27 protein-coding genes are annotated in these 24,561 nt (G+C 48.1%); 11 read left to right on the top strand and 16 right to left on the bottom strand.

Annotated elements, in window-relative coordinates:
• Positions 1–3: 3 nt before the first annotated feature.
• Positions 4–279, bottom strand: a complete 276-nt coding sequence (gene rpoZ, locus WN16_RS03060) for a DNA-directed RNA polymerase subunit omega (RefSeq protein WP_000135058.1) — start codon at positions 277–279, stop codon at positions 4–6.
• Positions 280–333: 54 nt separating this feature from the next.
• Complete coding sequence (gene gmk / locus WN16_RS03055) at positions 334–957, bottom strand: guanylate kinase (RefSeq protein ID WP_003024042.1); 624 nt, start codon at positions 955–957, stop codon at positions 334–336.
• A 261-nt stretch (positions 958–1,218) separates the two neighbouring features.
• On the opposite strand from gmk, the gene ligB reads away from it, so the two are divergent.
• A complete protein-coding gene (gene ligB / locus WN16_RS03050) occupies positions 1,219–2,898 on the top strand; it encodes an NAD-dependent DNA ligase LigB (protein ID WP_044700505.1) in 1,680 nt (559 codons plus the stop codon).
• Here ligB and WN16_RS03045 read toward each other — a convergent pair.
• Together WN16_RS03045 and WN16_RS03040 are read right to left on the bottom strand one after the other, a co-directional pair.
• The gene (locus tag WN16_RS03045) at positions 2,895–3,512 is read right to left on the bottom strand and encodes a trimeric intracellular cation channel family protein (protein WP_003024049.1); all 618 of its coding nucleotides are present in this window, start codon (positions 3,510–3,512) and stop codon (positions 2,895–2,897) included. The genes ligB and WN16_RS03045 overlap by 4 nt on opposite strands.
• Before the next feature lie 259 nt (positions 3,513–3,771).
• Positions 3,772–4,635 (bottom strand): YicC/YloC family endoribonuclease, encoded by an 864-nt coding sequence (locus tag WN16_RS03040; RefSeq protein WP_003024052.1) that lies wholly within the window; start codon positions 4,633–4,635, stop codon positions 3,772–3,774.
• 125 nt (positions 4,636–4,760) lie between these two features.
• On the opposite strand from WN16_RS03040, the gene rph reads away from it, so the two are divergent.
• Complete coding sequence (gene rph / locus WN16_RS03035; RefSeq protein ID WP_003024054.1) at positions 4,761–5,477, top strand: ribonuclease PH; 717 nt, start codon at positions 4,761–4,763, stop codon at positions 5,475–5,477.
• A 65-nt stretch (positions 5,478–5,542) separates the two neighbouring features.
• Positions 5,543–6,184 carry an orotate phosphoribosyltransferase gene (pyrE, locus tag WN16_RS03030; protein WP_003024058.1) on the top strand — a complete coding sequence of 214 codons (642 nt, stop codon included), beginning with the start codon at positions 5,543–5,545 and terminating at the stop codon, positions 6,182–6,184.
• Between the two features lie 82 nt (positions 6,185–6,266).
• On the opposite strand, the gene slmA is transcribed toward pyrE, so the two are convergent.
• From slmA to coaBC, 3 genes are all read right to left on the bottom strand, one after another.
• Positions 6,267–6,863 carry a nucleoid occlusion factor SlmA gene (gene slmA / locus WN16_RS03025; RefSeq protein ID WP_003024060.1) on the bottom strand — a complete coding sequence of 199 codons (597 nt, stop codon included), beginning with the start codon at positions 6,861–6,863 and terminating at the stop codon, positions 6,267–6,269.
• A 116-nt stretch (positions 6,864–6,979) separates the two neighbouring features.
• On the bottom strand, positions 6,980–7,438 hold the full coding sequence (gene dut / locus WN16_RS03015; RefSeq protein ID WP_006687626.1) for a dUTP diphosphatase: 459 nt from the start codon (positions 7,436–7,438) through the stop codon (positions 6,980–6,982).
• On the bottom strand, positions 7,416–8,636 hold the full coding sequence (coaBC, locus tag WN16_RS03010; RefSeq protein ID WP_088169059.1) for a bifunctional phosphopantothenoylcysteine decarboxylase/phosphopantothenate--cysteine ligase CoaBC: 1,221 nt from the start codon (positions 8,634–8,636) through the stop codon (positions 7,416–7,418). The genes dut and coaBC overlap by 23 nt, the downstream gene beginning before the upstream one ends.
• A gap of 170 nt (positions 8,637–8,806) precedes the next feature.
• Between coaBC and radC the strand changes: the two genes are divergently transcribed.
• The 4 genes from radC to mutM all read left to right on the top strand — a co-directional run bounded on the left by radC (position 8,807) and on the right by mutM (position 11,023).
• Positions 8,807–9,472 carry a DNA repair protein RadC gene (gene radC / locus WN16_RS03005; RefSeq protein WP_003837605.1) on the top strand — a complete coding sequence of 222 codons (666 nt, stop codon included), beginning with the start codon at positions 8,807–8,809 and terminating at the stop codon, positions 9,470–9,472.
• Positions 9,473–9,690: 218 nt separating this feature from the next.
• Positions 9,691–9,927, top strand: a complete 237-nt coding sequence (rpmB, locus tag WN16_RS03000) for a 50S ribosomal protein L28 (protein ID WP_003024071.1) — start codon at positions 9,691–9,693, stop codon at positions 9,925–9,927.
• A 20-nt stretch (positions 9,928–9,947) separates the two neighbouring features.
• The gene (gene rpmG / locus WN16_RS02995; RefSeq protein WP_003024094.1) at positions 9,948–10,115 is read left to right on the top strand and encodes a 50S ribosomal protein L33; all 168 of its coding nucleotides are present in this window, start codon (positions 9,948–9,950) and stop codon (positions 10,113–10,115) included.
• Between the two features lie 98 nt (positions 10,116–10,213).
• The gene (gene mutM / locus WN16_RS02990; RefSeq protein ID WP_003024097.1) at positions 10,214–11,023 is read left to right on the top strand and encodes a bifunctional DNA-formamidopyrimidine glycosylase/DNA-(apurinic or apyrimidinic site) lyase; all 810 of its coding nucleotides are present in this window, start codon (positions 10,214–10,216) and stop codon (positions 11,021–11,023) included.
• 38 nt (positions 11,024–11,061) lie between these two features.
• Here mutM and coaD read toward each other — a convergent pair whose 3' ends face one another.
• Positions 11,062–11,541 carry a pantetheine-phosphate adenylyltransferase gene (gene coaD / locus WN16_RS02985; protein WP_003024099.1) on the bottom strand — a complete coding sequence of 160 codons (480 nt, stop codon included), beginning with the start codon at positions 11,539–11,541 and terminating at the stop codon, positions 11,062–11,064.
• Between the two features lie 8 nt (positions 11,542–11,549).
• Entirely contained in the window at positions 11,550–12,827 is a 1,278-nt protein-coding gene (gene waaA, locus WN16_RS02980; protein ID WP_003837609.1) for a lipid IV(A) 3-deoxy-D-manno-octulosonic acid transferase, read from the bottom strand.
• A 424-nt stretch (positions 12,828–13,251) separates the two neighbouring features.
• Between waaA and WN16_RS02975 the strand changes: the two genes are divergently transcribed.
• The 4 genes from WN16_RS02975 to WN16_RS02960 are packed head-to-tail and all read left to right on the top strand — an operon-like array spanning position 13,252 to position 17,256.
• Positions 13,252–14,376 (top strand): glycosyltransferase family 4 protein, encoded by a 1,125-nt coding sequence (locus WN16_RS02975; protein ID WP_003837612.1) that lies wholly within the window; start codon positions 13,252–13,254, stop codon positions 14,374–14,376.
• Positions 14,369–15,166 (top strand): lipopolysaccharide core heptose(I) kinase RfaP, encoded by a 798-nt coding sequence (gene rfaP / locus WN16_RS02970; protein WP_044700447.1) that lies wholly within the window; start codon positions 14,369–14,371, stop codon positions 15,164–15,166. The genes WN16_RS02975 and rfaP overlap by 8 nt, the downstream gene beginning before the upstream one ends.
• Positions 15,167–15,196: 30 nt before the next feature.
• Positions 15,197–16,216 carry a glycosyltransferase gene (locus tag WN16_RS02965; protein WP_003837616.1) on the top strand — a complete coding sequence of 340 codons (1,020 nt, stop codon included), beginning with the start codon at positions 15,197–15,199 and terminating at the stop codon, positions 16,214–16,216.
• Positions 16,217–16,263: 47 nt separating this feature from the next.
• Positions 16,264–17,256 (top strand): glycosyltransferase, encoded by a 993-nt coding sequence (locus tag WN16_RS02960; RefSeq protein ID WP_032937170.1) that lies wholly within the window; start codon positions 16,264–16,266, stop codon positions 17,254–17,256.
• 26 nt (positions 17,257–17,282) lie between these two features.
• Here WN16_RS02960 and WN16_RS02955 read toward each other — a convergent pair whose 3' ends face one another.
• From WN16_RS02955 to rfaD, 7 genes are read right to left on the bottom strand one after another with little or no spacing between them, the layout of a single operon-like run.
• Positions 17,283–18,227: a glycosyltransferase gene (locus tag WN16_RS02955; protein WP_032937171.1), complete on the bottom strand. Its 945-nt coding sequence runs from the start codon at positions 18,225–18,227 to the stop codon at positions 17,283–17,285.
• The gene (gene rfaQ, locus WN16_RS02950; RefSeq protein ID WP_032937173.1) at positions 18,228–19,283 is read right to left on the bottom strand and encodes a lipopolysaccharide core heptosyltransferase RfaQ; all 1,056 of its coding nucleotides are present in this window, start codon (positions 19,281–19,283) and stop codon (positions 18,228–18,230) included.
• A 1-nt stretch (position 19,284) separates the two neighbouring features.
• The gene (locus tag WN16_RS02945) at positions 19,285–20,298 is read right to left on the bottom strand and encodes a glycosyltransferase family 2 protein (RefSeq protein WP_032937175.1); all 1,014 of its coding nucleotides are present in this window, start codon (positions 20,296–20,298) and stop codon (positions 19,285–19,287) included.
• Complete coding sequence (locus WN16_RS02940) at positions 20,291–21,574, bottom strand: O-antigen ligase family protein (protein WP_224769933.1); 1,284 nt, start codon at positions 21,572–21,574, stop codon at positions 20,291–20,293. The genes WN16_RS02945 and WN16_RS02940 overlap by 8 nt, the downstream gene beginning before the upstream one ends.
• Before the next feature lie 16 nt (positions 21,575–21,590).
• On the bottom strand, positions 21,591–22,559 hold the full coding sequence (gene rfaC, locus WN16_RS02935; RefSeq protein WP_044700445.1) for a lipopolysaccharide heptosyltransferase RfaC: 969 nt from the start codon (positions 22,557–22,559) through the stop codon (positions 21,591–21,593).
• A gap of 3 nt (positions 22,560–22,562) precedes the next feature.
• Positions 22,563–23,609: an ADP-heptose--LPS heptosyltransferase RfaF gene (rfaF, locus tag WN16_RS02930; protein WP_003837632.1), complete on the bottom strand. Its 1,047-nt coding sequence runs from the start codon at positions 23,607–23,609 to the stop codon at positions 22,563–22,565.
• Between the two features lie 12 nt (positions 23,610–23,621).
• The gene (gene rfaD / locus WN16_RS02925; RefSeq protein WP_003827312.1) at positions 23,622–24,554 is read right to left on the bottom strand and encodes an ADP-glyceromanno-heptose 6-epimerase; all 933 of its coding nucleotides are present in this window, start codon (positions 24,552–24,554) and stop codon (positions 23,622–23,624) included.
• Positions 24,555–24,561 lie beyond the last annotated feature (7 nt).

Here is a 24,561-nt window from a genome sequence, read left to right as displayed (position 1 = left end):
TGATTAACGACGACCTTCAGCAATAGCGGTAACGGCTTGTAATTCAGCGGCTTCCTGCTCTTGCTGTTCCTGGCGCTCACGCACGTCGAGGATCTGGTTGTTGATCAGTCCTTCTTCGATTTCGCGCAGCGCGATAACGGTAGTTTTATCGTTTTCTTCCGGTACGAGCGGATCCTTTCCGCCTACCTGCATCTGACGAGCGCGACGCGCGGCGACCAGTACCAGGTCAAAACGGTTACCAATTTTCTCTACAGCGTCCTGAACAGTTACGCGTGCCATACTTAAAATGCTCCACAGGTGAAGAAATGACTGGGCATGATACTGAATGTGGGTTCAGTCTGCCAACAGTTTGCTGATTAAAGCGTCATGACGCTGCTTTTGGCGGCTCATGCGCAGACGTTCGGCGCGAATGATGGTTTTCAAATCGCCCAGGGCGGTATCGAAATCATCGTTCACAATAAGATAATCATATTCGGCGTAATGGCTCATTTCTGCAACAGCTTGCGCCATACGTTTTGCGATCACGTCTTCGCTATCCTGACCGCGGCCACGCAGACGGCGATCCAACTCAATCTTAGATGGCGGCAAAATAAAAATACTGCGCGCATGCGGCATTTTTTCACGAATTTGCTGCGCACCTTGCCAGTCGATATCTAAAAAGACGTCTACGCCGGATGCTAATACTTGCTCAATGGTTTCACGTGAGGTGCCGTAGTAATTACCGAAAACCTCCGCGTGTTCCAGGAACGCGTCTCTGCCAATCATGGTTCTGAATTCATCATGGTTCACAAAAAAATAGTGTTCACCGTGCACTTCCCCCGGGCGCGGTGCGCGCGTGGTGTGCGAAACAGAAACCTGGGTGTCATACAACGGTTGGGTCTTTAATAAAGCCTGAATCAGGCTGGATTTACCCGCGCCACTGGGGGCAGAAACAATATAAAGCGTGCCTTGAGCCATGAGTATCTTAATGTATGTGATTGTCGAAAGAGAGCCTACATACGGGCTTATTATACACGTAGCCGCTATGTGACGTAGCCCTTGTCACACTTTTTGCGCATGTTTATTGCGTTTTGCGTATCAGTTTCCTGTTTTATCGATGATTTGCAGCAATACGTGCAAATGTCAGGAACGTTGCTCGCAGGATGCTTTTTTGCCGCTCTGTTTCCCTATTATTTCGCGCTATACCTGCCAGGAAATGCAGTGCTCAGCGGAGGTAACATGGGATTATGGAAAGGCATAGGGCTGGTTTTGCTAATGGGGTATCTACCCGCATGGGCGGTATGCCCCGTCTGGTCACCTGCCAGGGCAAACGAGGAAATTTCACGACTACAGCAGCAGATAACACAGTGGAATGACAGTTACTGGAAACAGGGTGAAAGTGCCGTAGATGACGGCGTTTATGACCAGCTCAATGCGCAACTAATTCAATGGCAGCGCTGTTTTGGTGATGAAGTTCCACCAGATCTGTCTGCGCCACCAATGGGTGGCACAGTATCGCACCCCGTTCCCCACACGGGTGTTCGAAAACTTGCCGATAAGCAAGCGCTACAGCAATGGATGCACGCGCGCAGCGATCTCTGGGTGCAACCGAAGGTGGATGGCGTGGCAGTGACGTTAGTCTATCGCAATGGCAATCTGGTACGGGCGATTAGCCGTGGTAATGGCCTGAAAGGCGAAGACTGGACGCAAAAGGTTCTTCAGATCCCTTCCGTACCACATTCCACCAAGGGGAATCTCGCTAACAGTACGTTGCAGGGTGAGATTTTTTTGCAGCAAGAGGGGCATATTCAGAAGCAGAGAGGGGGAATGAACGCCCGCTCGAAGGTTGCTGGATTGATGATGCGCCAGAGCAATCCAGAATTATTAGGCTCGCTGGCTATTTTTATCTGGGCCTGGCCCGATGGTCCTGCGGTCATGTCTGAAAGACTGGAGCAGCTCACTGCTGCCGGGTTCAGTTTCACGCAACATTTTACCAAGGCCGTGAAGAGTGCGGATGACGTAGAGCAAGTGCGAGCAAAGTGGTGGACTTCAGCATTACCTTTTGTCACTGATGGCGTGGTCGTGCGAACAGGAAAAGAGCCGCAGGCACGATACTGGCTACCCGGACAGGGAGACTGGCTGGCTGCGTGGAAATATCCTCCCGTGGCCAGGGTGTCTGAGGTAACCGGTATTCAGTTCTCCGTTGGTAAAAGCGGGAAAATTGCGGTGGTAGCATTGCTGACTCCCGTCATGCTGGATGATAAACGCGTACAGCGCGTCAATATTGGCTCCGTTCGACGCTGGAATGAATGGGATATCGCGCCTGGCGATCAGATTCTGGTGAGCCTGGCCGGACAAGGGATCCCCCGTATAGATGAGGTGGTCTGGCGCAGTACCCAGCGTAGTAAGCCAGTGCCACCTGAGGGGCGCTTCAATTCATTAACCTGTTTTTATGCCACAGCGGAGTGCCAGGAACAGTTTGTTGCCAGACTGGTCTGGCTGGGGGCCAAAGAGGTGCTGGGGCTGGAGGGCATCGGCGAGGCGGGATGGCGGGAGCTCCACCAGGCGTATCGTTTTGAGCATATCTTTTCCTGGCTCGGGGTAACTCAGGAACAACTACAGTCCACATTTGGTGTAAGCAAAGGGGAGAAGTTATGGCATCAATTCAACCTGTCACGCGATCTTCCGTTCACGCGCTGGGTGATTGCCATGGGAATACCGTTAACACAGGCAACGCTGAATGCCAGCAGGGATGGTTCGTGGCAGCAATTGCAAGAACGCGATGAACAAAGCTGGCGGCAGCTTCCTTCCATGGGGGAGCAGCGGGCACGGCAGGTTATTCAGTGGCTGGAGGATCGAGAGGTCACAGCGCTGAGCAACTGGTTAGCTGCTCAGCGGATCGCGGGATTTATGCCTTAATGGCCTTCATGGCGATAGTAAAATACTGGCAGACCTAACTTCAGGCGCAGCGCCAGTAGTCGGGCGGTAAAGCCGAAGAGCAGGGTAGAGATAACCACCACATCATGACTGGAGACATAATGCTGCAGCACGATGTACAGCACGGCAGCGGCAAATGATACGCCGGCATACAGTTCTTTCTGGAACACCAGCGGGATGCGTTTGCAGAACATATCGCGTAATACGCCGCCGAAAACCCCGGTAGTGACCGCAGCGACCACGGCGATAATCGGTCCATGGCCCATATCCAGTGCCACCTGAGCCCCGATAATAGAAAAGACCACCAGGCCCAGCGCATCCAGTACGAGGAATATTTTGCGCAGATAGGGCATCACGGGAGCAATAATAGTGGTCAGTACCGCGGCAGTGGCTACGATAATGACGTATTCAGGGTGCTTTACCCAGCCGAGCGGATAATGGCCGAGAAGAATATCGCGTACTGAACCACCGCCAATGGCTGTCGCGGTGGCAATGATAATGACGCCAAATGTATCCATACGACGACGCCCAGCCGCAAGCGCACCGGTCATGGCTTCGGCAGTAATACCAATTAAGTATAAAACGTGTAACAGCATGTATTCCCCCTGATTTACTGGGGGCTAAGGTTAACGATTTGTGCGCACTGTCACGATTGAGATTTTCTAAGGTGAAGTGATTCTAATAACTACAGCTAATGCGAAATTGTTGTAAACACGTTATGGCATGCGCTTTGTGATATGGGTGGTGACAATAAATGATGAGAAAATATAAGCCTGGTCGCATAGATGAGAACTGATAGCGTCGGGAAAAGCACGTAGCGCCGCCGTTTATTGACGGGCTACGTGAGATGGTGACTTACTCGATATTCTGAATTTGCTCGCGCATTTGCTCGATCAATACCTTCAGTTCAATTGCGGAGTTAGTCACTTCGGCATTGATAGACTTCGATGCCAGAGTATTCGACTCACGGTTGAATTCCTGCATCATGAAGTCCAGACGACGGCCAACCGCCTCTTTTTTCTTCAGAATGTTGTAGGTTTCTTTGACGTGAGCTTCCAGGCGATCCAGTTCTTCAGCCACGTCGATACGCTGTGCCATCAGCACCAGTTCTTGCTCAAGGCGGTTATTTTCCAGTTGCACCTGAGCATCTTCCAGTTTGGCTACCAGACGCTCGCGCTGCCATTGCAGGATTTCCGGCATATGCGCACGTACCTTCGTCACTTCGGCGCTGACGCCTTCCAGACGCTGCTCGATCAACGCCTTCAGTGCCTGTCCTTCGGTTTCACGCGCAACGATAAAGTCATCCAGCGTACCGTCAAGCGCGGCGAGGATTTCGGCGGCAATGGCGTCCAGATCTTGCTCCTGGGCTGCCATTACGCCTGGCCAACGCAGGATATCAACCGGGTTAATTTCACCTTCATCACTCTGCATTTTGACCCAGTTAGCAGCGCTAACGAGCTGTTTAGCGAGTTTTTCATTCAGAATCAGCTCGCCCTGTGCACTGGCATCAGGCTCAAAACGCAGCGTACATTCGACTTTACCGCGCGTCAGACGTGTGCGAATACGTTCGCGAACTACGGGTTCGAGACTACGGAACTGCTCCGGCAGGCGAAAATAAGTTTCCAGATAACGCTGGTTTACCGAGCGCATTTCCCAGGTAGCGCTACCCCATTCACCCTTGATTTCACGCCGGGCGTAAGCGGTCATGCTGCGGATCATAGACGTTCCTGTTTTTAAAGATGAGATGGGAGGATTATAGCCATCCACGTCTTGTCAGGATAGGAATAACAGTCGGAAGTCCGTATAATGCGCAGCCACATTCGTTTCAAGCCGGAGATTTTATCATGCGTCCAGCAGGTCGTAGTGCCAATCAGGTGCGTCCCGTCACCCTGACCCGTAATTATACAAAACACGCTGAAGGCTCCGTGCTGGTCGAATTTGGTGATACCAAAGTGCTATGTACCGCTTCTATTGATGAAGGCGTACCGCGTTTTCTGAAAGGTCAGGGCCAGGGTTGGATCACCGCAGAATATGGCATGCTGCCACGCGCCACACACACCCGTAACGCCCGTGAAGCGGCGAAAGGTAAGCAGGGTGGTCGTACCATGGAAATCCAGCGTCTGATCGCTCGCGCGTTGCGCGCTGCCGTTGACCTGAAGACGCTCGGTGAGTTCACCATTACCCTGGACTGCGATGTTATCCAGGCAGATGGCGGTACGCGCACCGCATCAATTACCGGTGCATGTGTTGCGTTAGCTGATGCGCTGAACAAGCTGGTCGCGAGCGGTAAACTGAAAACTAACCCGATGAAAGGGATGGTCGCCGCGGTTTCCGTGGGCATTGTTAACGGTGAAGCGCTCTGCGACCTCGAGTACGTTGAAGACTCTGCTGCAGAAACCGATATGAACGTAGTGATGACTGAAGACGGTCGCATTATAGAGGTTCAGGGCACGGCGGAAGGTGAGCCATTCAGCCATGAAGAACTTCTCACCCTACTGGCGTTGGCCCGAGGGGGAATCGAATCCATTGTAGCGACGCAGAAGGCGGCGTTAGAAAATTGATTTTAAAGGCGACTGATGAGTCGCCTTTTTTTTGTCTGTAATAAAGTGAGATGAGGAGCGAATCCATGAAACCGTATCAGCGCCAGTTTATTGAGTTTGCGCTTAGCAAGCAGGTACTAAAGTTTGGCGAGTTTACGCTGAAATCCGGGCGTAAAAGCCCCTATTTCTTCAACGCCGGACTGTTTAATACCGGGCGCGACCTGGCTCTGTTAGGCCGTTTTTACGCCGAAGCGCTGGTGGATTCCGGTATTGAGTTCGATTTGCTGTTTGGCCCAGCGTACAAAGGTATTCCGATTGCGACTACAACGGCCGTTGCGCTGGCTGAACACCACGATAAAGATTTGCCGTACTGCTTTAACCGTAAAGAGGCGAAGACCCACGGTGAAGGTGGCAATCTGGTCGGTAGTGCACTTGAGGGGCGCGTGATGCTGGTGGATGATGTTATCACCGCAGGTACGGCGATTCGTGAGTCGATGGAAATTATCCAGGCGAATGGCGCCACTCTGGCGGGGGTACTGATTTCTCTCGATCGTCAGGAACGCGGTCGCGGCGAGATTTCCGCTATTCAGGAAGTGGAACGTGATTACGGTTGCAAAGTGATCTCTATTATCACCCTGAAAGACCTGATTGCGTATCTGGAAGAGAAACCGGAGATGGCGGAGCACCTGGCGGCAGTACGAGCCTATCGCGAAGCATACGGTGTATAAGGACAGCCGGATAGCGCTGCGCTGATCCGGCCTACGCATTTACCGGGCCTACGGTTTACGTAGGCCGGACAAGACGAAATCGCTACTGCAATTGAGCGGCAACCAACGGCCAGCGGGTGTCAAAATCATCCGTTGGGCGGTATTTAAATTCGCTACGAACAAACCGGGATAGCATACCTTCGCAGAAAGCCAGTAACTGGCTGGCCAGCAGCGTTTCATCCACGGTGTAGCCTTCACCTTCACGCATTCTTTTTTCTCGCAGAACCTGGCGCAACTGCGCTTCAATGCGCTCAAAAAGTTGGTTAATGCGACCTTGCAGACGGTCTTGCTCGAACATCAACGCGTGTCCGGTCAGAATTCGCGTCAGGCCCGGATTACGCTCACCAAACCCTAAAATCAGCAGAACGATCAGACGCAGACGCGCGCTGGTATCCTTTTCATCTTTCAAAATCAGATTGATACGCGTAATCAGACTATCTTCGATAAACTCAATCAGGCTATCGAACATACGGGTCTTGCTGGGGAAATGGCGATACAATGCCGCTTCGGATACGCCAACTGAGGCTGCCAGCTTTGCTGTGGTGATGCGTTGGCTACCATCGCTGGACTCAAGCATCAGTGCCAGAGACTGAAGTATTTCTTCGCGACGATTCCTTTTCGCAGTTTGCTTTTCTACCATGTTACAAAATACCCCTGAAAATAAGCTCTTGCCAGGCAGGCATCCACACAGCGACCGCAAACTGATGTTTGCGGTGTGTTATTGCGTTATTACGCTATGGGATACTTTTCTGCGGGTTACTTGCGCCCGGAATGGCCGAAGCCACCTTCGCCACGATCGGTGGCTTCAAACTCTTCCACCAGATTAAATTCAGCCTGCACGACCGGTACAAATACCATCTGCGCGATACGTTCGCCCGGCTCAATAGTGAAGCTGTCCTGACCACGGTTCCAGATGGACACCATCAGTTGGCCCTGGTAGTCGGAATCAATCAAACCAACCAGATTGCCCAGCACGATACCGTGCTTATGGCCCAATCCGGAGCGCGGGAGCATCACCGCTGCCAGAGAAGGATCGGCAATGTGGATAGCTAACCCGGTTGGCACCAGCGTTGTTGCGCCCGGTGCCAGTTCTACGGCGTCATCAAGACAAGCACGCAGGTCAAGTCCGGCAGAACCAGAAGTGGCGTACGTCGGGAGCGGAAATTGTTGCCCTACGCGCGGGTCCAGAATCTTAACGTCGATTTTTTTCATCATAACGGGTCACGATCTCGTCGAGTAATAATTGGCCCAGGAGTTCTTTACGCTCAAGCGGTAAGACTTTGTCTCCATCCTGCCAAAAAAGGTGTAATGCGTTGCTATCGCTGTTAAACCCTTGAGTTGACAGCGAAACGTCGTTCGCACAGATCACATCAAGGTTTTTGCGGATGCGTTTTTGCCGGGCATATTCTTCCACATTATTTGTTTCGGCGGCAAACCCAACGACAAAAGGACGGTTAGCATCCAGTGCGGCAACACCGGCGATAATGTCCGGGTTTTTGACCATTTTTACTGTTAATTCATCACCCTGCGTCGCTTGTTTTTTTATTTTTTCGTGGGCGACAGTTTCAGCGCGATAATCAGCGACTGCAGCGCAGCCGATAAAAATATGCTGTTGTTGCACTGCAGACTGCACAGCGGCTTCCATTTCCAACGCGGTCATCACATCAACCCGCTGAACAAATGGTGGTGTGGATAACGAAACCGGACCCGATACCAGTGTGACGTTTGCCCCGCGCTTTGCTGCAGCGGCCGCGATAGCAAATCCCATCTTCCCGGAGCTATGGTTGGAAATATAACGCACGGGATCAAGCGGTTCACGCGTCGGACCCGCCGTAATCATGATGTTGAGATGTTGCAGATCGTTGACAGGCGAAAAATGTTCTGCCGCCATATCCGCAATCGTTAACGGATCCAGCATACGTCCAGGACCGACATCGCCACATGCCTGGCTACCGCTGTCCGGGCCCCAAATGAGCAAACCGCGTGAGGCAAGAATACTCAGATTGTGCTGGGTCGCGGCAGCGCGATACATCTGCTGGTTCATGGCTGGCAGTACAGCAACAGAAGCAGGCGTTGCCAGACAAATCGTTGACACCAGGTCGTTGGCCATACCTGCGGCGACACGAGCAATCAGATCTGCTGTAGCGGGCGCCAGGATGACCAAATCGGCCCATTTTCCCAGCTCAATGTGGCCCATCGCAGCTTCGGCTGCGGGATCAAGCAGGCTGTCGGAAACGGGATAACCTGAAACCGCCTGTAAACTCAGGGGAGTAATAAATGCTTTTGCCGCTTCGGTCATCGCCACGCGGACGTCAGCGCCGCGTTCCCGTAAACGACGCACCAGCTCAGGGGTCTTGTACGCAGCAATCCCGCCACTGACGCCAAGTACGATTTTTTTACCGGCCAGGCTCATCATGATCTTTCCTGTTGGGTTTCACCAGAAGGCAGATATTTTATCACAATCCGCAATTTGTCGTGCTTTTGACCGTCTTCTACTTTGCGAGGCACTACGAAGAAGTGAAAACAGCGCGTCGATTCACCGTCGGTGTTATGCCACTATGCGGACGCGAAAGGAGGGAAAGTATGGACAATACAGGAAGTATGATGCCCAGGGAAAAGCTGTTGGCACAGGGGGCCAGTTCGCTGACCGATGTTGAGTTACTGGCGCTTTTTTTACGTACCGGCATTCAGGGTAAAGATGTGCTTACGCTGGCGAAAGAGATGCTTCAGCATTTTGAGTCGTTGTATGGCTTGTTGTCTGCTGATTACATGGATTTTAGCTATGTTCCGGGAATCGGTATCGCGAAGTATGCACAGTTGAAGGGTATTGCGGAGCTGGCAAGACGCTACTACAACGTGCGAGTAATAGAGGAGCGTGCTCTACTTAGCCCGGAAATGGCGCGTGAATTTCTGCAAAGCCAGCTCTCGCAAGAGGAACGCGAGATCTTTCTGGTGATCTTTATGGATTCTCAACATCAAGTGATTAAACACAGCAAACTTTTTTCCGGGACACTAAGCCACGTCGAGGTACATCCGCGAGAAATTGTCCGCGAAGCGATAAAAATGAATGCTTCCGCCGTGATCCTTGCGCATAATCACCCTTCGGGGTGTGCAGAGCCGAGTAAAGCAGATAAACTCATCACCGAGCGTGTTGTGAAATGCTGTCAGTTCATGGATATCCGGGTGCTTGATCATCTGGTCATTGGGCGCGGAGAGTACGTTTCTTTTGCGGAACGCGGTTGGATTTAACGCACTTTACGCGATCCATCGGGATCTTTGTCTGTTCGGGACTTGAGCATAACGCCGGGTCAGCGTATACTACGCCACCTTTGAGAATCTCGGGTTTGGCATTTGGGCCTGGCAATCGAGAGTTCACTTAGAACTATGCGATGACCGGGCTGTAAAGCCTGACGAGGCGCCGATACCCCATACGAAGCTCGAGCTAATTTGATTTTTGGAGAATAGACATGTCCCGAGTCTGCCAAGTTACTGGCAAGCGTCCGGTGACCGGTAACAACCGTTCCCACGCACTGAACGCGACTAAACGCCGTTTCCTGCCGAACCTGCACTCTCACCGTTTCTGGGTTGAGAGCGAGAAGCGTTTTGTCACCCTGCGTGTATCTGCTAAAGGTATGCGTGTAATTGATAAGAAAGGCATCGAAACAGTTCTGTCTGAACTGCGTGCCCGTGGCGAAAAGTACTAAGTACTAAGAGGAAATAAATCATGGCTAAAGGTATTCGTGAGAAAATCAAGCTGGTTTCTTCTGCTGGTACTGGTCATTTCTATACCACTACGAAGAACAAACGTACTAAGCCGGAAAAACTGGAACTGAAAAAATTCGATCCAGTTGTACGCCAGCACGTACTGTACAAAGAAGCTAAAATCAAATAATTTTAGTTTCGATGTAGCAAAAAACCTCGCCTCGGCGGGGTTTTTTGTTTTCTGGCCGTCCCCATATTAATGAGACCTGATACACCGCCGGAGATACTATGCCTGAATTACCTGAAGTCGAAACCAGTCGCCGTGGGATTGAGCCGCATCTGGTAGGGGCAACGATTATGCACGCGACTGTGCGTAACGGTCGTTTGCGTTGGCCGGTATCAGAGGAAATCTATCGCCTGAGCGATAAACCTGTCCTGAGCGTACAGCGGCGCGCAAAATACCTGCTTCTGGAGCTGCCGGATGGCTGGGTAATCATTCATCTGGGGATGTCGGGTAGTTTGCGTATCCTTCCTGAAGAGCTTCCGGCAGATAAGCACGACCACGTTGACTTAGTGATGAGCAATGGCAAAGTTCTGCGTTATACCGATCCCCGTCGCTTTGGTGCCTGGCTGTGGACTAAAGAGCTGGATGGACATAATGTCCTCGCCCATCTTGGCCCTGAGCCGCTGAGTGACGATTTCAACGCCGGTTATCTACAGCAGAAATGTGCAAAGAAGAAAACGGCGATTAAACCCTGGCTGATGGATAACAAGCTGGTGGTGGGGGTGGGAAACATCTATGCCAGCGAGTCGCTGTTTGCGGCTGGTATCCATCCTGACCGTCTGGCATCATCGCTGTCGCAGGATGAGTGCGAACTGCTGGTACGCGTTATCAAGGCGGTTTTGCTGCGTTCTATCGAGCAGGGCGGGACGACGCTGAAGGATTTTCTGCAAAGTGACGGTAAGCCGGGCTATTTTGCCCAGGAGCTGCAGGTCTATGGGAGAGAAGGTGAACCTTGCCGCGCATGTGGCGCACCGATTGTTGCGACAAAACACGCTCAGCGTACAACGTTCTATTGCCGTCGCTGTCAGAAATAGTGTCATTGCTGGCCGGATGCAGCATCCGGCCAGGCACATTACTTCAACTTACTCATTAACGCCTGATGGACGTTTTCCGGCAGAAAGTGCGTCACATCACCCTGATGGCGGGCGACTTCTTTCACCAGTGACGATGAGATAAATGACCACTCTTTAGACGGCATCAGAAAGACGCTTTCCAGTTGCGGCATTAGGTGGCGGTTCATGTGCGCCAGCTGCATTTCATACTCAAAATCTGCTACCGCGCGTAGGCCTCGGATCAGAATGTTAGCCTGATTATCACGGGCAAAATTTGCCATTAAGTCGCTGAATCCCAGAACTTCCACATTGCCGAGATGCGCCGTTGCCTGTTGCGCCAGCTCGACGCGCTCTTCAAGGGTAAACATCGGCTTTTTACTGGGACTTGCAGCAATCGCCAGGATCACGTGATCGAACATGCTGGTCGCACGCGTCACGATATCAAGATGGCCGTTAGTTATGGGATCAAAGGTTCCTGGATAAATCGCCCGTTTTTGCATGGCTTGCCTCAATGCGTTTTGGGTGGCAGATAAGGTTCCAGCAGCTGCAGCAGACGCTGTAACGCGCCCTGATTTTGATACAGAACTTCAACTGCGTGACGGCCATAAAAATTACGATAATCTGCATCGGTCAGTAAAGAAGATACTTCTTTTACCAGCGTAGGTGCGTCGGTGACGGTGATCAATCCGCTTGCCTGTTCGAGGCGGGCGCAAATATCTTTAAAATTAAACGTATGTGGTCCCATCAGCACTGGAATAGCATGTGCCGCGGCTTCCAGTGGATTGTGGCCACCACGTTCAACCAGTGAACCGCCGACAAAAGCAAGGTCGGCAATGCCATACAGCAACATCAGCTCACCCATGGTATCGCCGATCACAACCTGAGTGCCTGAGGACGGAACTTCACCCGAAGAACGAGTGGTATAACTTAGCCCAGCCTGGCGTACGAGGTTAATTGCATCCGGGAACCGTTCAGGATGTCTGGGAACCAGAATTAGTAAAAGATTCGGGAACTGATTTAATAACGCCTGATGGGCGGCAATGATGATGCTTTCTTCGCCGTCGTGGGTGCTGGTTGCAATCCATACCGGACGGTGAGGAGCCCATTGACGACGTAATGTCACCGCTTTTGCGGCCAGTTGTGGCGTGACGGATATATCAAACTTCAGACTGCCAGTAACGGTGACCTGATTGCTTCTGGCACCAAGTGTAATAAAACGTGCGCCATCTTCTTCGTTTTGTGCGGCAATTAACGTAATTCGACGCAGTAGTCTGCCAACAAATTTACCTAATTTCGCATAGCCAGCTGCTGAACGAGCAGAAAGACGTGCGTTGGCAATAACCAGAGGAATGTGACGCTTATGGAGTGCCGCGATCAGATTTGGCCACAGCTCGGTTTCCATAATTAACACCAGTTTGGGGTCAACTTTATTCAGAAAACGGTTCAGGGCATCCGGTAAATCGTAAGGCAGATAAATATGCTGAACGTCAGTGCCAAAAGCAGATTGTACGCGCTCGGAACCGGTTGGCGTCATAGTGGTGACCGTGATCGGCAAGTCGGGATAACGGTGACGCAGAGCGCGAACTAATGGGATTGCAGCCAGTGTTTCGCCCACAGAAACCGAATGAAGCATGATCCCGCCGGGTTTTAGCGGGCGGCGATAAAAGCCGTAGCGTTCGCCCCAGCGTTTACGGTAGGCCGGAGCCTTACGTCCGCGCACCCAAAGCCGTATCCAGATCAAAGGCTGAATAAGGTAGAAAAGGGCGGTGTAAAGCAATTCGAGCATAATGGTAGCTGACTTATGAATGTGCTGGGGATTCTATGTATTTAACTATGGCTTTACCATCATTTTTATCCAGGTTGTATCAAAACGATGGAATTGGTGGGGAACTGATTTCGCTGATGGCTATTTCAAAAATTCACATGGCCGCATTTATATGTCTTAACCTCTTGTGCGGTGTGAGTTTCCTGATGAACTGGTGTCTTATTTATCTGTATGTTTTTAATGGTTTATTTTATTTTTTGTTTAAAAAATATTCATTTCGGAATGCTTGGTAATAAATGATATACTACTGCGCAATTTCAGGTAGCTAGCGGGCAGAAACGTTTCGAAAGCACAGAAAGTCATCTTTGGATGCTTTAGGCAAGGATTACACGATTCTGATGCTTCAAACCTGATATGCCTGGCGACGCGATGCGGATATTAATGCATGAATATTGCTTTTTGTTTGTACAAGTATTTTCCCTATGGTGGGTTACAGCGTGATTTCTTGCGAGTAGCGCTGACGGTTGCTTCTCGTGGCCATCATGTTCAGGTATTTACCCAGTCATGGCAGGGCGAGCGTCCGGAAGGGCTGGAGATTATACTCGTCCCCGTTACATCCAGAACGAATCATGGGAAAAACGAGCAATATTATCAGTGGGTTCAGAATTATTTAACTCAACATCCCGTCGATCGTGTCGTTGGTTTTAATAAAATGCCTGGCCTGGATGTGTATTACGCTGCGGACGTTTGCTATGCGGAAAAGGTTGCCCGCGAGAAAGGCTTTTTCTACAAATTGACGCGCAGGTACCGACACTACTCTGCATTTGAAAAAGCCGTATTTCAGCAGGGTGTCGGCACTACGCTTTTGATGTTAACCGATAAACAAATTGGTGACTTCAAACATCATTACCAAACTGAGAGCCAGCGCTTTCGTATTCTGCCTCCAGGAATCTACCCTGACAGAAAGTACAGCCAGCAACCTGAAAACAGCCGGCTGATTGTTAGGGAAAAAAATGGTATTGGTCTCGATCAGTTCTTGCTCTTACAGGTAGGTTCCGATTTCAAACGCAAAGGCGTGCCAAGAACATTACAGGCGTTGGCTTCTTTGCCTGATGTCATTCGCCACCGCACACGATTGATGGTTGTTGGTCAGGATAAGGCCGATCGCTATCGCGCTCAGGCTCGTCAATTGGGGGTTGAAGAACAAGTGCAGTTCTTCTCGGGGCGGGACGATGTCGCAGAATTGATGTCTGCTGCTGATTTATTACTTCACCCAGCTGTACAGGAAGCCGCCGGTATTGTCTTGCTAGAAGCTGTAGTTGCCGGACTGCCGGTATTAACTACCGAAGTTTGCGGCTATGCGGGTTATATCAACGCCGCCCAATGTGGGGTGGTGATTCCTGAACCTTTTGAGCAGGAAAATCTGAATACAGCACTTTTCGATGCGCTGCAAAATAATGAGCAGAGAAGTCGTTGGGCCGGGAACGCACGGCATTTTGCTGATACAAAAGATCTCTACAGCCTGGCAGATAAAGCTGCAGATATCATTTTAGGTCCTAAGAATGATTGAATTAAAAGAACCATTTGCCACGCAGTGGCAAGGAAAAGACCCGTTTACTGAAGTCGCTAAGCTGGACGGTGAGGTTTTTCGCGCCCTGGAAACACGACGTACCCTACGTTTTGAGATGATGGGTAAGGGTTATTTTCTTAAATATCATCATGGAACCACGCTTAAAGAAGTGGTGAAGAATCTTATATCTTTACGTATGCCTGTACTGGGCGCAGACCGGGAGTGGCTGGCAATTCATCGCTTACAGGAACTGAGTGTTGACACCATGACCGGCGTGGCATTTGGGCAGAAAGGACTGAATCCGTTAGAGCGCACCTCATTTATCATCACTGAAGATCTCTCTCCTGCTATCAGCCTTGAAGATTTTTGTGCAAGGTGGAAAGTTGAGCCCCCTGATTTTGTATTAAAACGGACCATTATTACCCGCGTGGCAGAAATGGTGGGTAAAATGCATCGGGGGGGAGTAAATCATCGGGATTGCTATATTTGCCATTTTTTACTCCAACAACCGATGCCAGAAAATATTGCGGATATCAAACTCTCCGTAATCGATTTGCATCGTGCACAAATTCGTCAGCATGTGCCACGCCGCTGGCGGGATAAGGATCTGATTGGACTCTATTTCTCTTCACTTGAGATCGGGTTGACGTCCAGAGATATCTACCGTTTTTTACGTGTCTATTTTTCGAAGCCACTACGTGAAATCTTTCGTCAGGAAGTCAGGTTGTTTGAACAGGCTGTCACAAAAGCGCAAAAAATAAGACAAAGAACAATAAGAAAAGCGCTATAAATCACAGATAAAGTTTGAGGCCATTTTACTATGAACATTGATTTCCAAAAGCTAGTTATCCAAAAACACGTCATAGACAGCTCTACGCATGAGAAGAGTAAAAAATTAAGTGTTGCGTATGGTGTCGACCGTAATTTTTTATTTGGCTCTGGTATTTCAATGACCTCAGTATTAGTGAATAACCCTGATATTGATATTCACTTTTATATAGTAACAGACTATATAGATGACGATTATCTGAAGAGTGTAAAACGCCTGACCCAAATGTATAGTACGACTGTGACGGTTCTTGTGTTCGATAACGCGGCGTTTCGTGAACTGCCGAGTACAAAAGCATGGACTTATGCAATGTACTATCGTTATTTCGCATTTGAATATTTAAGCACAGAGTTAAGCTCCGTACTGTATCTTGATGCAGATGTTATTTGCAAAGGCTCTCTTCGCGAGCTTACCGAGATTAATTTCTGTGGAGAATATGCCGCTGTTATCAATGATATTGATGAAGTACGTACTAAGTCCGGCAATAGGCTCGGTATTCCTGAACTGAGTAATGGGTACTTTAACTCCGGAGTGGTGTTTGCGAATCTGGAAGTTTGGCGTGAGCAGCAGTTATTGACGAAGGCTTTTTCTATCTTAGATAAACGCCAAAAGGAACTTCTGTATTTTGACCAAGATGTCCTAAATATATTGTTCGTTGGTAATGTGATTTTCCTGAGACGAGATTTTAACTGCATTTATGGTGTAGATCAGGAACTAAAAAATAAAAACGATAAAATATACCAGGATTATATTACTGAGGATACTGTTTTAATACATTACGTCGGTGTCACTAAACCATGGCATACATGGGCTAAATATCCGGTAGCTAAATACTTCATCGAAGCATATAAAAAATCCGCATGGGCGGAACAAGCCTTGTTAAATGCAAATACGGCAAAGTTGTATAAACGTAAGTCACGGCATGAAAGAGTGCAGCGTAAATATATTCGCTCGGTACTTAGTCATGTAATGTATATAAAAAATAAGTTACACAATTCAAAAGCATATTGAATATAGAAACAGTAACTTATTGATAATCGATTAAATAGGTGTAGCGAATGAACTTTGATTGTCATCAGTCTATAAAAAAGATACTTGAGTTTAATCAAGCGCCGACCGAACAGAAAATACAACTTAACATCGCCTGGGGTGTTGACAGGAATTTTATGTTTGGTGCTGCAATTTCGATGACATCGGTACTATTGAATAATAAAGATTTAAATATCCATTTTCATCTTTTTACTGACTACATTGATGCTGATTACCAGCAGCGGATAGCTAAATTAGCAGAGCAATTTTCCACAAACATCTCAATTTATGTTATGGATGCTAATGGGTTAAAAGTTTTGCCAAGTGGTCACGCCTGGTCACACGCAATGTACTTCAGGTTTATTGCCTTTGAATATCTTGGTGAGAAAATTGATTCACTTTTATACATTGATGCGGATGTAATGTGTAAAGGTTCACTTTTTGAACTCACGCAGATTGATCTTGGAGAATATGTTGCAGCGGTAATTACCGATGTGGATGATAGCCCTGCCAGAGATATTGAGATAAATAAAGATTATTTCAATTCAGGTGTCATATTTGCAAACCTAAAAAAGTGGAAAGAGCAGAATTTTATCAATGCAGCTTTTGATATCTTATTAGACAAAAATAATAAACTTTCATTCCCGGATCAGGATGTCTTGAATATTCTTTTCTTTAAAAAAGTACTTTTTCTGGAGCGAAGGTTCAATGCTATCTATGGAATTAAGCAAGAATTAAAAAGCAGAGATCTTGCGAAATATAAAGAATATATTACACCTGATACTGTTCTAATTCACTATGTTGGCGTGACTAAACCCTGGAATTCATGGGCAAATTATCCTTCAGCACAGTTTTTTGTTGACGCCTGGAAGGCTTCGCCTTGGGCAGATGTTCCATTGTTACCCGCCAGAACGCCAAAACAATATAAAAAGAAATCACGCCATGAAAGATTACAAGGGAAGTATTTCGCCTCGGTAATAAGCTATATTGGTTATTTGCGGGAAAAATTAAAAAGTAAGTAAAAAAACTCCCGTAAGGGAGTTTTTTATTAACGTAATTTAGTCTTAAGGTATTTCAAATACCATTTGATCGAGGCGCAATACTTCCCTTTTTTAGCTTCCTGGCGTGAATAGACCCGATAATCAGTAGGTCTCATACGTGGAGCATAAGAACGCATTTCTGTGTTTCGCCATGGTGTGAAATGATGGTAGAAAAGATAAAGTTGCTGTGAAAGCCCGGTATGCTCTTTATACCAGGGCTTCCTTCCACCAGTGAAGTGGATAATTCTTGGCAGAATATCTTTTTGGTAGAAGAATATCTCTTTTTGTTGATCGGTAAACCAGTTGAACAAAAAATTCCACCGGTTATCAATAAACTTAACGTTACCATCCATTGCGATATTCAGTGCATCCTGGTCAAAGTAAGGCAAGGCTTTACCTTGTTCAAATAACACGGTGTTTGCTTTATTTTCAATATCAAACTTGATCCAGTTTTCAATGTTAATATACAAAAAACCAGCATTGAAATAATGACCAGTACTCAGGCCCAAGCGTTTGGCATTTTTTGTATCATGAATATCGAGAGAATCGTGGCTGACTGCACAAATGACGTTGCTGATATCAATGCTGTTAATGTCATTGAGCTTATCAAAACACAGGGTATCTGCATCCAGGTAGATAAAATGCTCAACTTTATCTTTAAGTAAGCGCGGTACGGCCAGACGCATATAGGTCGAACGGTTCAGATGTTTGATTGCAAAGTCACTGTTATACTTTTCAATCTCTTCTTTATCGATATTGATAACCTGAATTTTATCACTGGTTGAACGCAGTTTATTGATTTCTTCGTCAGTAACGTCATAGACAAAGACAAAAAATGACAGGTCCTGTTCCGGGTTGTTCATTATGACAGACATAATGGACACTGCTACATATTCCAGATAATTAGCATCTGTACAGTAAGCAATATTAATAATGTTATTTTTGTTGTCCATTTATGTTTTCTCATTACCTTTTATATTGTCACTATCATGAAGTACCGTATCGATAGCGTCAATCACGGCTTGCTCCGGTATCCATGTGAGATATTTTTTTGATCTGTCGAGTTCATCCCGAGATGGCATCGGATGATAATCGCCAGCCCAAATCAATAAGGCTTTATCCGACCATGGCTTCCACTGTTGATAATTGGTGGCGCCAAACAGGCAGACCTGTGGTGTCTTTAGCGCCGCTGCCATATGCATAGGAGCAGAATCGACGCCAATGTACAGAACTGCATGATCGATCAATGCAGCCAGCTGCAAAAAGGTGGTTTTACCTGCCAGCGTCAGGTCAGGGGAAGATTGACACAGTTCAGCAATGCGCTGAACCTGCTGCTGCTCACCTAGCGTTGGCCCACAGGTAAGATAGACGTGCAGACCTCGTTGATGCAGGTGGTCTATAACATGCGTGAATTTATCATCATCCCAGCATTTAAACTCTTGTCTGGCAGTGGGTTGAATAACGACATATTTTTGTGAAGGCAATGCCGGGAGTTGGGTAACTAAATGTTGATAGTCGTCAGGGCGATAACAAAGAGACATCTCTTTCTTCAGTTCTGTTTCGCTAAACCCGATACCTTTTAGAATAGATAAATTTTGTTCAACAATATGCGTTCCAATGAATGGCGTTACTCGCGTAAAAAGTCGATTCCACAGATCTTTTTCGCGCTCAAAAGCAATTGAAGGGCAACGTAAAGAGGCTATAAGAGCGCCGATCGGCCATTGTTCGGTGAGGTTAACGATCAGGTCGTAGTGATTTTTCTTCAGTTGTTTACGCACTGAAAGGTAATTTTTCACTGTTGACAGCAGGCCTTGCTTTTTCTCAATCAGATAAAAATTATTAATATCTTTATGGGCGGCTAAGATTGCTTTGGTATCTTTATAGAGTAGCAGATCGATCTTAGCTTGCGGATAACGAGCCCGAATGCTGGCAATAACAGGTGTAGTTAGCAGAACATCCCCATAAAACTTCAGCTTGCAAATAAGAACCCGGTCAACTTTTTCAAACATGTTAAAATCCCTTTCGCAAGAATAAGCTTTTACAAGCAGATAGTATCTTATATCTTGTTTCAGAAATAGAACGATCGATATGGGGGTATTTCATCTTCAGAATTATTTTCTTCTTAACGATTTTCGTATCGCAGCATGCAAGTGCATTCTGAATGTCATTTAGCATACTTTCGCTATAACGATAATAGCCTTTTTTCTTGCGTAAAATTTTACGTCCTTCGAGAAAACAATTGATAATCATAAATGTCGCAACAGTACGCTTAGATCTATTTTCATTAATATATTTATACATTTTTCGCATAGCAAAGAAGATGCTGTCAGCGTCACTATCAATAATGTTCTCGGTAATGCTTTTATCATTTACTCGGTAGTAATATAGCTTATTCTCGATTTTTAGAATCTTATGACATTTAAAATACTGGAATGGGCAAAAAATCACGTCTTCGTAGCGATGATGTTCCTCGAACTTATCGCTACCAATGATATTGCGGTGAAAGATTTTTGTCATCAGATGCCATTGCCCAGCCTTGAATGTTGGTAACAGAGGGGCGTAATTGTCATCTGATAATATTATTTCGCGCTGGGCAATGTTGTTTTCCATTTCCGGCGCGTTTTTATACAAATTGTTTATATCTCGAGTTAAGTTAAATTCGATAATGTCATATTTTTCGTCTCTTAACTTAGGCAGGAGAATTGTGAAATAATTCTGGCAGACAATATCATCACTGTCTACAAAACCAATATATTTCCCTGTCGCATGGGCAAGCCCAACGTTACGGGTGATTGCAACGCCCTGATTTTTTTGGCTTATATATTTAACATTATGGCAATCTTTTTCGCGGTAAAACGCATTTATACGCTCTTCGGTTAAATCCGTAGAGCCATCATTAACAATTATTACCTCTACATCATCAGTGATGCTCTGATGTATAGACGCCAACGTCGCTGTGATGAGTTCAGCGTTGTTGTATGTAGGTATAATAATGCTCAGTAAATAACCGGAAGCGTTAACCATGGCATCGTTCTCTTGTTGGATTCGAGCTCAGTACTGCTGCTACACATAACGCCAGTACGCTGCTCAGGGCTTCACCTTTGGCATACAATAATAAATCACTCAAGCCATAGATAGCGATTGCGCCTGAGATAACGAACAACAGAGGACTACGTTGCCAGTAAGCTATTAAAAACATGGCAGTATAGAGCAAGAGTAGCACAACAACACCAGGGATGCCTTTCAGCGAGAAGGTATCAATGACTTCGTTATGCAGGTGGACGTCCACATAGGCGAGAGCCCCTTGCATTGTGACATTTTGTAATGCGAACGCTTTGATTTCTGCATCTCGTTGTTCAAGCGATTGTCCCCAAAGGTGTGCGTTTCCTGCTTCAATACCGACCTGTTGCATCGCAAATCGCGCACCAATTGATGTATTACTGTTATTCTGGCTGTAAGAATGCAAGTCGGCCATCAGATTCTGGTAACGCACCTCAATAACCGATTTTAACGGAATAGTTGCCAAACCGCCGAGTATTACGAAGGCAAGCAATGCTCTTAATAACATTCTGCGATTATGTCGGTAGTGGATGAAAAACAACCCAATACTCAGGATTGGATAGATCAGAATGGCCGCTCGGGTCTGTGTCGTAACCATGACGGCAAGGGAGAGCAAAAAATGCAAAAGATAGAGTGAAACAGTGTGTTTTAGTCGCAGATTAAGGATGGTCTGTGATGCTAACAAAGCGATAAATGTCAGGCCGTAAGCCGCTCCGGTTGGATGTTCAAAGCCCAGCGCAACACGGTAGGTCATAATATCTGGTGCTCCGGCAGCCTCGTAGCCTGCGAAAAGATACAAGCCTATTGCGGTAAGAATCGTCCAGAGACTGGTAATGCGTGTTTTGTTGGCACACGGCTCTCGCGTTGTCAGAGCTGTCATAACCAGTGCGGCAAAAATCATCACTTTGCCACCGTTCTGGTATGAACGATAGGCACCGGTAAAGGCTGAGCCAGATTGTTTAAATACTTCTACCCAAATAATCTGGAGTAAACCAAAGAGCAGCAACATAACAGGCAAAACCAGATTTTGTTTGTTACTGCACACATGCTTTATATTTTTTCCTATAAGCGGCAGAGACAGAGCCGTGGAGAAAATAAATACCTTCAGCGCTTCATCTGGATTTACCAGGACCATCGCAAGAGTTGCCAGGATCCCAGCGTAAAATAAGACGTATATAAAATCGAATGGATTATTTTTTATACTACAAACAAAACGAGAAAACATGTGTTGGCGAAGCATGGGTCGTCTCTTAAAGTTAAAGCAAATTATTATCAATTAGCGATACGTTGACTAAGCTTGCGTCCAGATCCTGCAATTTTCCGGAATGGCTCTGCTGTGTGTATTGATTCTTCCCATATCCACCAATCAATCCCGGGTCTGTCGGGCCATATAACGTAATATTGGGGCGATCCAATGCGGCGGTTAAATGGCTGAGACCTGTATCAACCGACACCACAAATTTTGCTCCCGCCAGGATGCGAGCAACCTCTTCCAGACTCATCCGCGGCAGGACATCGACGTAAGGAAAACCTTCCGCCAGCCTTTTGGCGCGCTCTTCTTCATGAGGGGCGCCCCAGGGGAGTTTAATACGGATGCCCGTATTATTTAACAGCCCAATCAGCTCCCGCCAGTTGGCTTCAGGCCAGTGCTTATCATCACGTGTAGTGGCGTGCAGAAATACAGCATAGTGGCCTGTATCAGCATTACATTCATTCACAAAATGCTGAGCGATAGCGTAATCACCCTGCGACTGCGGTTTGGCATATCCCAGACTTTTGGCGAACAATTCACGCGTACGTTCTACCGCATGCTGCTGTTTCGCAATGTGATGTTTGTGATTATAAAACAGGCTAGCCAGCGGCTCGCGGGCCGTACTCCAGTCCATACCATGCTTGACGCCACGTGCCAGACGCGTCACCAACGCCGCACTCTTAACCAGACCCTGCGCATCAATTATCGCGTCATACTGCTGCAAACGTACGGCATCGCGAAACGCTTTACGCTCGGCTTTAATCGGCGCTGAAAACCAGGCTTTACGCCAGCGGCGAATCGCCACTGGGATGACCCGGTCAACGGCTGCATGCCAGGAAGGGATCTGCGCGAATCCTTCTTCCACCACCCAATCAAATTGAATACCCGGAATAGCCTGCTGCGCATCGGTTAATGCGGGCAACGTATGCAGAACATCGCCCATAGAAGACGTTTTAACGATCAGAACCCGCATCCGTCAGGCTTCCTCTTGTAACAACAGGTCGTTGAGTTCTTCCAGTACACGCTGGGGTGTGATGTCAATCAGGCTTTGGTGATAGCCTTCAGCCGCATCGCCCTTGCGCACTTTGTGATAGCCCGTAATCAGACGAATGACCCGCGCTTTGTGCGACAACGGCGGGGTAAAGTCCGGACTACTTGGGCCATACAATGCTACCAGAGGTCGATTCAACGCTGCGGCAACGTGCATTAATCCAGAGTCGTTGGTGACGACCGCTTTGCAGGCGGCGAGCAGAATAACGGCCTGCTCCAGCTGCGTTTCGCCCGCCAGATTACGACACCAGGCCTGCTGCTCAACGCTTAACGTTGCCAGGATTTCATTTCCGGCTTCATGATCTTTTGCCGAGCCAAACAGCACAATCTGATGACCTTCGTCGATCAGCTGTTTTGCCAGTTCAGCATAATGGTAGTGTGGCCAGCGTTTCGCCGGACCAAATTCCGCACCCGGGCAAAAACCGATGATGGGGCGTTCGGCAGAAAGGGAGAACTGGCTACAGGTCAGAGACTTTTCACCTTCGCTGACCTGCAACTGTGGCCACAGCAGAGGTTGCGGCAAATCTTTAGCCGACAGCATCACGCCTTTATCGTAGGCCAGGGCCACATAGCGTTCGACCATCAGCGGCCATGCGTCTTTATCCAGCACGCGCGCATCGTTGAGCAGGCCGTAGCGCATTTCACCACGCCAACCGGTACGATGCGGAATACCTGCAAAAAAGGGCACCAACGCGGATTTAAACGAGTTAGGCAGCACATAAGCGCGGTCATAGCGCTTCTCACGCAGGCTATGACCGAGCTTACGCCGTTCACCAATTTCCAGAGCGCCATGCCCAAGCGGCATCGCGATCGCTTCATTGACTTCCGGCATCCGCGATAACAGCGGACGGCACCATGCAGGTGCCATCACGTCGATTATCGCCTGGGGATAGCGCGCCTTGAGCGTGCGATAGAGACTTTGCGACATCATCATGTCGCCCACCCAAGACGGGCCAACCACCAGAATCCTCATAGATTGCCTGCCTTATGCGTCGCGGTTCAGCCAGGCCATATATTCCGTTACGCCTTCAGCAACGGTCTTAAACGGCTTGTCATAGCCCGCGGCGCGCAGGTTGGTCAGGTCTGCCTGAGTAAACGCCTGGTAGCGGCCTTTCAGTTTTTCCGGGAATGGAATGTACTCAATGCTGCCTTTTTTGTGGTACGCCAGCGTTGCGTCAGCAACGGCCTGGAAAGATTCCGCACGACCAGTACCGAGGTTAAAGATGCCGGATACCCCGTTTTCCAGGAACCACAGGTTCACTGCAGCCACATCGCCAACGTAAACGAAATCACGTTTGAAGTTTTCGCTGCCTTCGAACAGTTTTGGTGTTTCGCCATTGTTAAGCTGAGTATTGAGGTGGAAAGCGACGCTCGCCATGCTGCCTTTATGGCCTTCACGCGGTCCGTAGACGTTGAAATAGCGGAAGCCAACAATCTGAGAGTTGGCTTCCGGCAGGATCTGACGCACGTACTCGTCGAACAGGAATTTTGAGTAGCCATAGACGTTCAGCGGTTTCTCATATTCACGGGATTCGATGAAATCAGAAGTGCGACCGCCATAGGTGGCGGCAGAGGACGCGTACAGGAACGGGATTTCACGCTCCAGGCAGTAGTGCAGCAGCTCTTTAGAGTATTGATAGTTGTTGTCCATCATATACTTGCCGTCCCACTCGGTGGTGGAAGAGCATGCGCCTTCGTGGAAAATAGCTTCGATATCGCCGAAATCTTCCCCGGCCATAATCTGGATCAGGAAGTCTTCCTTGTCCATGTAGTCAGCAATATTCAGATCCACCAGGTTAACGAACTTGGTGCCGTCTTTCAGGTTGTCCACCACCAGGATGTCGGTGATGCCTTTATCATTCAGGGACTTAACGATGTTGCTGCCGATAAAGCCCGCGCCGCCGGTAACGATGATCATAAATGTA

Origin of the sequence: Citrobacter sp. ABFQG (assembly GCF_004322975.1) — a bacterium.
GTDB classification, from domain to species: domain Bacteria; phylum Pseudomonadota; class Gammaproteobacteria; order Enterobacterales; family Enterobacteriaceae; genus Citrobacter; species Citrobacter freundii.
Note: the sequence above shows the minus strand (reverse complement) of the source record. Positions and strands in the feature narration are given on the sequence as shown.

Excerpts from the sequence above, each read along its gene's own strand:
- radC (WP_003837605.1), top strand. The coding sequence starts at position 8,807 with ATGGACAATACAGGAAGTATGATGCCCAGGGAAAAGCTGTTGGCACAG.
- mutM (WP_003024097.1), top strand. The coding sequence starts at position 10,214 with ATGCCTGAATTACCTGAAGTCGAAACCAGTCGCCGTGGGATTGAGCCG.
- ligB (WP_044700505.1), top strand. The coding sequence starts at position 1,219 with ATGGGATTATGGAAAGGCATAGGGCTGGTTTTGCTAATGGGGTATCTA.
- waaA (WP_003837609.1), bottom strand. The coding sequence starts at position 12,827 with ATGCTCGAATTGCTTTACACCGCCCTTTTCTACCTTATTCAGCCTTTG.
- pyrE (WP_003024058.1), top strand. The coding sequence starts at position 5,543 with ATGAAACCGTATCAGCGCCAGTTTATTGAGTTTGCGCTTAGCAAGCAG.
- rph (WP_003024054.1), top strand. The coding sequence starts at position 4,761 with ATGCGTCCAGCAGGTCGTAGTGCCAATCAGGTGCGTCCCGTCACCCTG.
- WN16_RS02960 (WP_032937170.1), top strand. The coding sequence starts at position 16,264 with ATGAACTTTGATTGTCATCAGTCTATAAAAAAGATACTTGAGTTTAAT.
- rfaD (WP_003827312.1), bottom strand. The coding sequence starts at position 24,554 with ATGATCATCGTTACCGGCGGCGCGGGCTTTATCGGCAGCAACATCGTT.
- slmA (WP_003024060.1), bottom strand. The coding sequence starts at position 6,863 with ATGGTAGAAAAGCAAACTGCGAAAAGGAATCGTCGCGAAGAAATACTT.
- WN16_RS02940 (WP_224769933.1), bottom strand. The coding sequence starts at position 21,574 with ATGCTTCGCCAACACATGTTTTCTCGTTTTGTTTGTAGTATAAAAAAT.
- rfaP (WP_044700447.1), top strand. The coding sequence starts at position 14,369 with ATGATTGAATTAAAAGAACCATTTGCCACGCAGTGGCAAGGAAAAGAC.
- rpoZ (WP_000135058.1), bottom strand. The coding sequence starts at position 279 with ATGGCACGCGTAACTGTTCAGGACGCTGTAGAGAAAATTGGTAACCGT.
- rpmB (WP_003024071.1), top strand. The coding sequence starts at position 9,691 with ATGTCCCGAGTCTGCCAAGTTACTGGCAAGCGTCCGGTGACCGGTAAC.
- rpmG (WP_003024094.1), top strand. The coding sequence starts at position 9,948 with ATGGCTAAAGGTATTCGTGAGAAAATCAAGCTGGTTTCTTCTGCTGGT.
- WN16_RS03040 (WP_003024052.1), bottom strand. The coding sequence starts at position 4,635 with ATGATCCGCAGCATGACCGCTTACGCCCGGCGTGAAATCAAGGGTGAA.
- WN16_RS02965 (WP_003837616.1), top strand. The coding sequence starts at position 15,197 with ATGAACATTGATTTCCAAAAGCTAGTTATCCAAAAACACGTCATAGAC.
- gmk (WP_003024042.1), bottom strand. The coding sequence starts at position 957 with ATGGCTCAAGGCACGCTTTATATTGTTTCTGCCCCCAGTGGCGCGGGT.
- WN16_RS02955 (WP_032937171.1), bottom strand. The coding sequence starts at position 18,227 with ATGGACAACAAAAATAACATTATTAATATTGCTTACTGTACAGATGCT.
- rfaQ (WP_032937173.1), bottom strand. The coding sequence starts at position 19,283 with ATGTTTGAAAAAGTTGACCGGGTTCTTATTTGCAAGCTGAAGTTTTAT.
- dut (WP_006687626.1), bottom strand. The coding sequence starts at position 7,438 with ATGATGAAAAAAATCGACGTTAAGATTCTGGACCCGCGCGTAGGGCAA.
- WN16_RS02975 (WP_003837612.1), top strand. The coding sequence starts at position 13,252 with ATGAATATTGCTTTTTGTTTGTACAAGTATTTTCCCTATGGTGGGTTA.
- coaBC (WP_088169059.1), bottom strand. The coding sequence starts at position 8,636 with ATGAGCCTGGCCGGTAAAAAAATCGTACTTGGCGTCAGTGGCGGGATT.
- rfaC (WP_044700445.1), bottom strand. The coding sequence starts at position 22,559 with ATGCGGGTTCTGATCGTTAAAACGTCTTCTATGGGCGATGTTCTGCAT.
- rfaF (WP_003837632.1), bottom strand. The coding sequence starts at position 23,609 with ATGAGGATTCTGGTGGTTGGCCCGTCTTGGGTGGGCGACATGATGATG.
- WN16_RS03045 (WP_003024049.1), bottom strand. The coding sequence starts at position 3,512 with ATGCTGTTACACGTTTTATACTTAATTGGTATTACTGCCGAAGCCATG.
- WN16_RS02945 (WP_032937175.1), bottom strand. The coding sequence starts at position 20,298 with ATGGTTAACGCTTCCGGTTATTTACTGAGCATTATTATACCTACATAC.
- coaD (WP_003024099.1), bottom strand. The coding sequence starts at position 11,541 with ATGCAAAAACGGGCGATTTATCCAGGAACCTTTGATCCCATAACTAAC.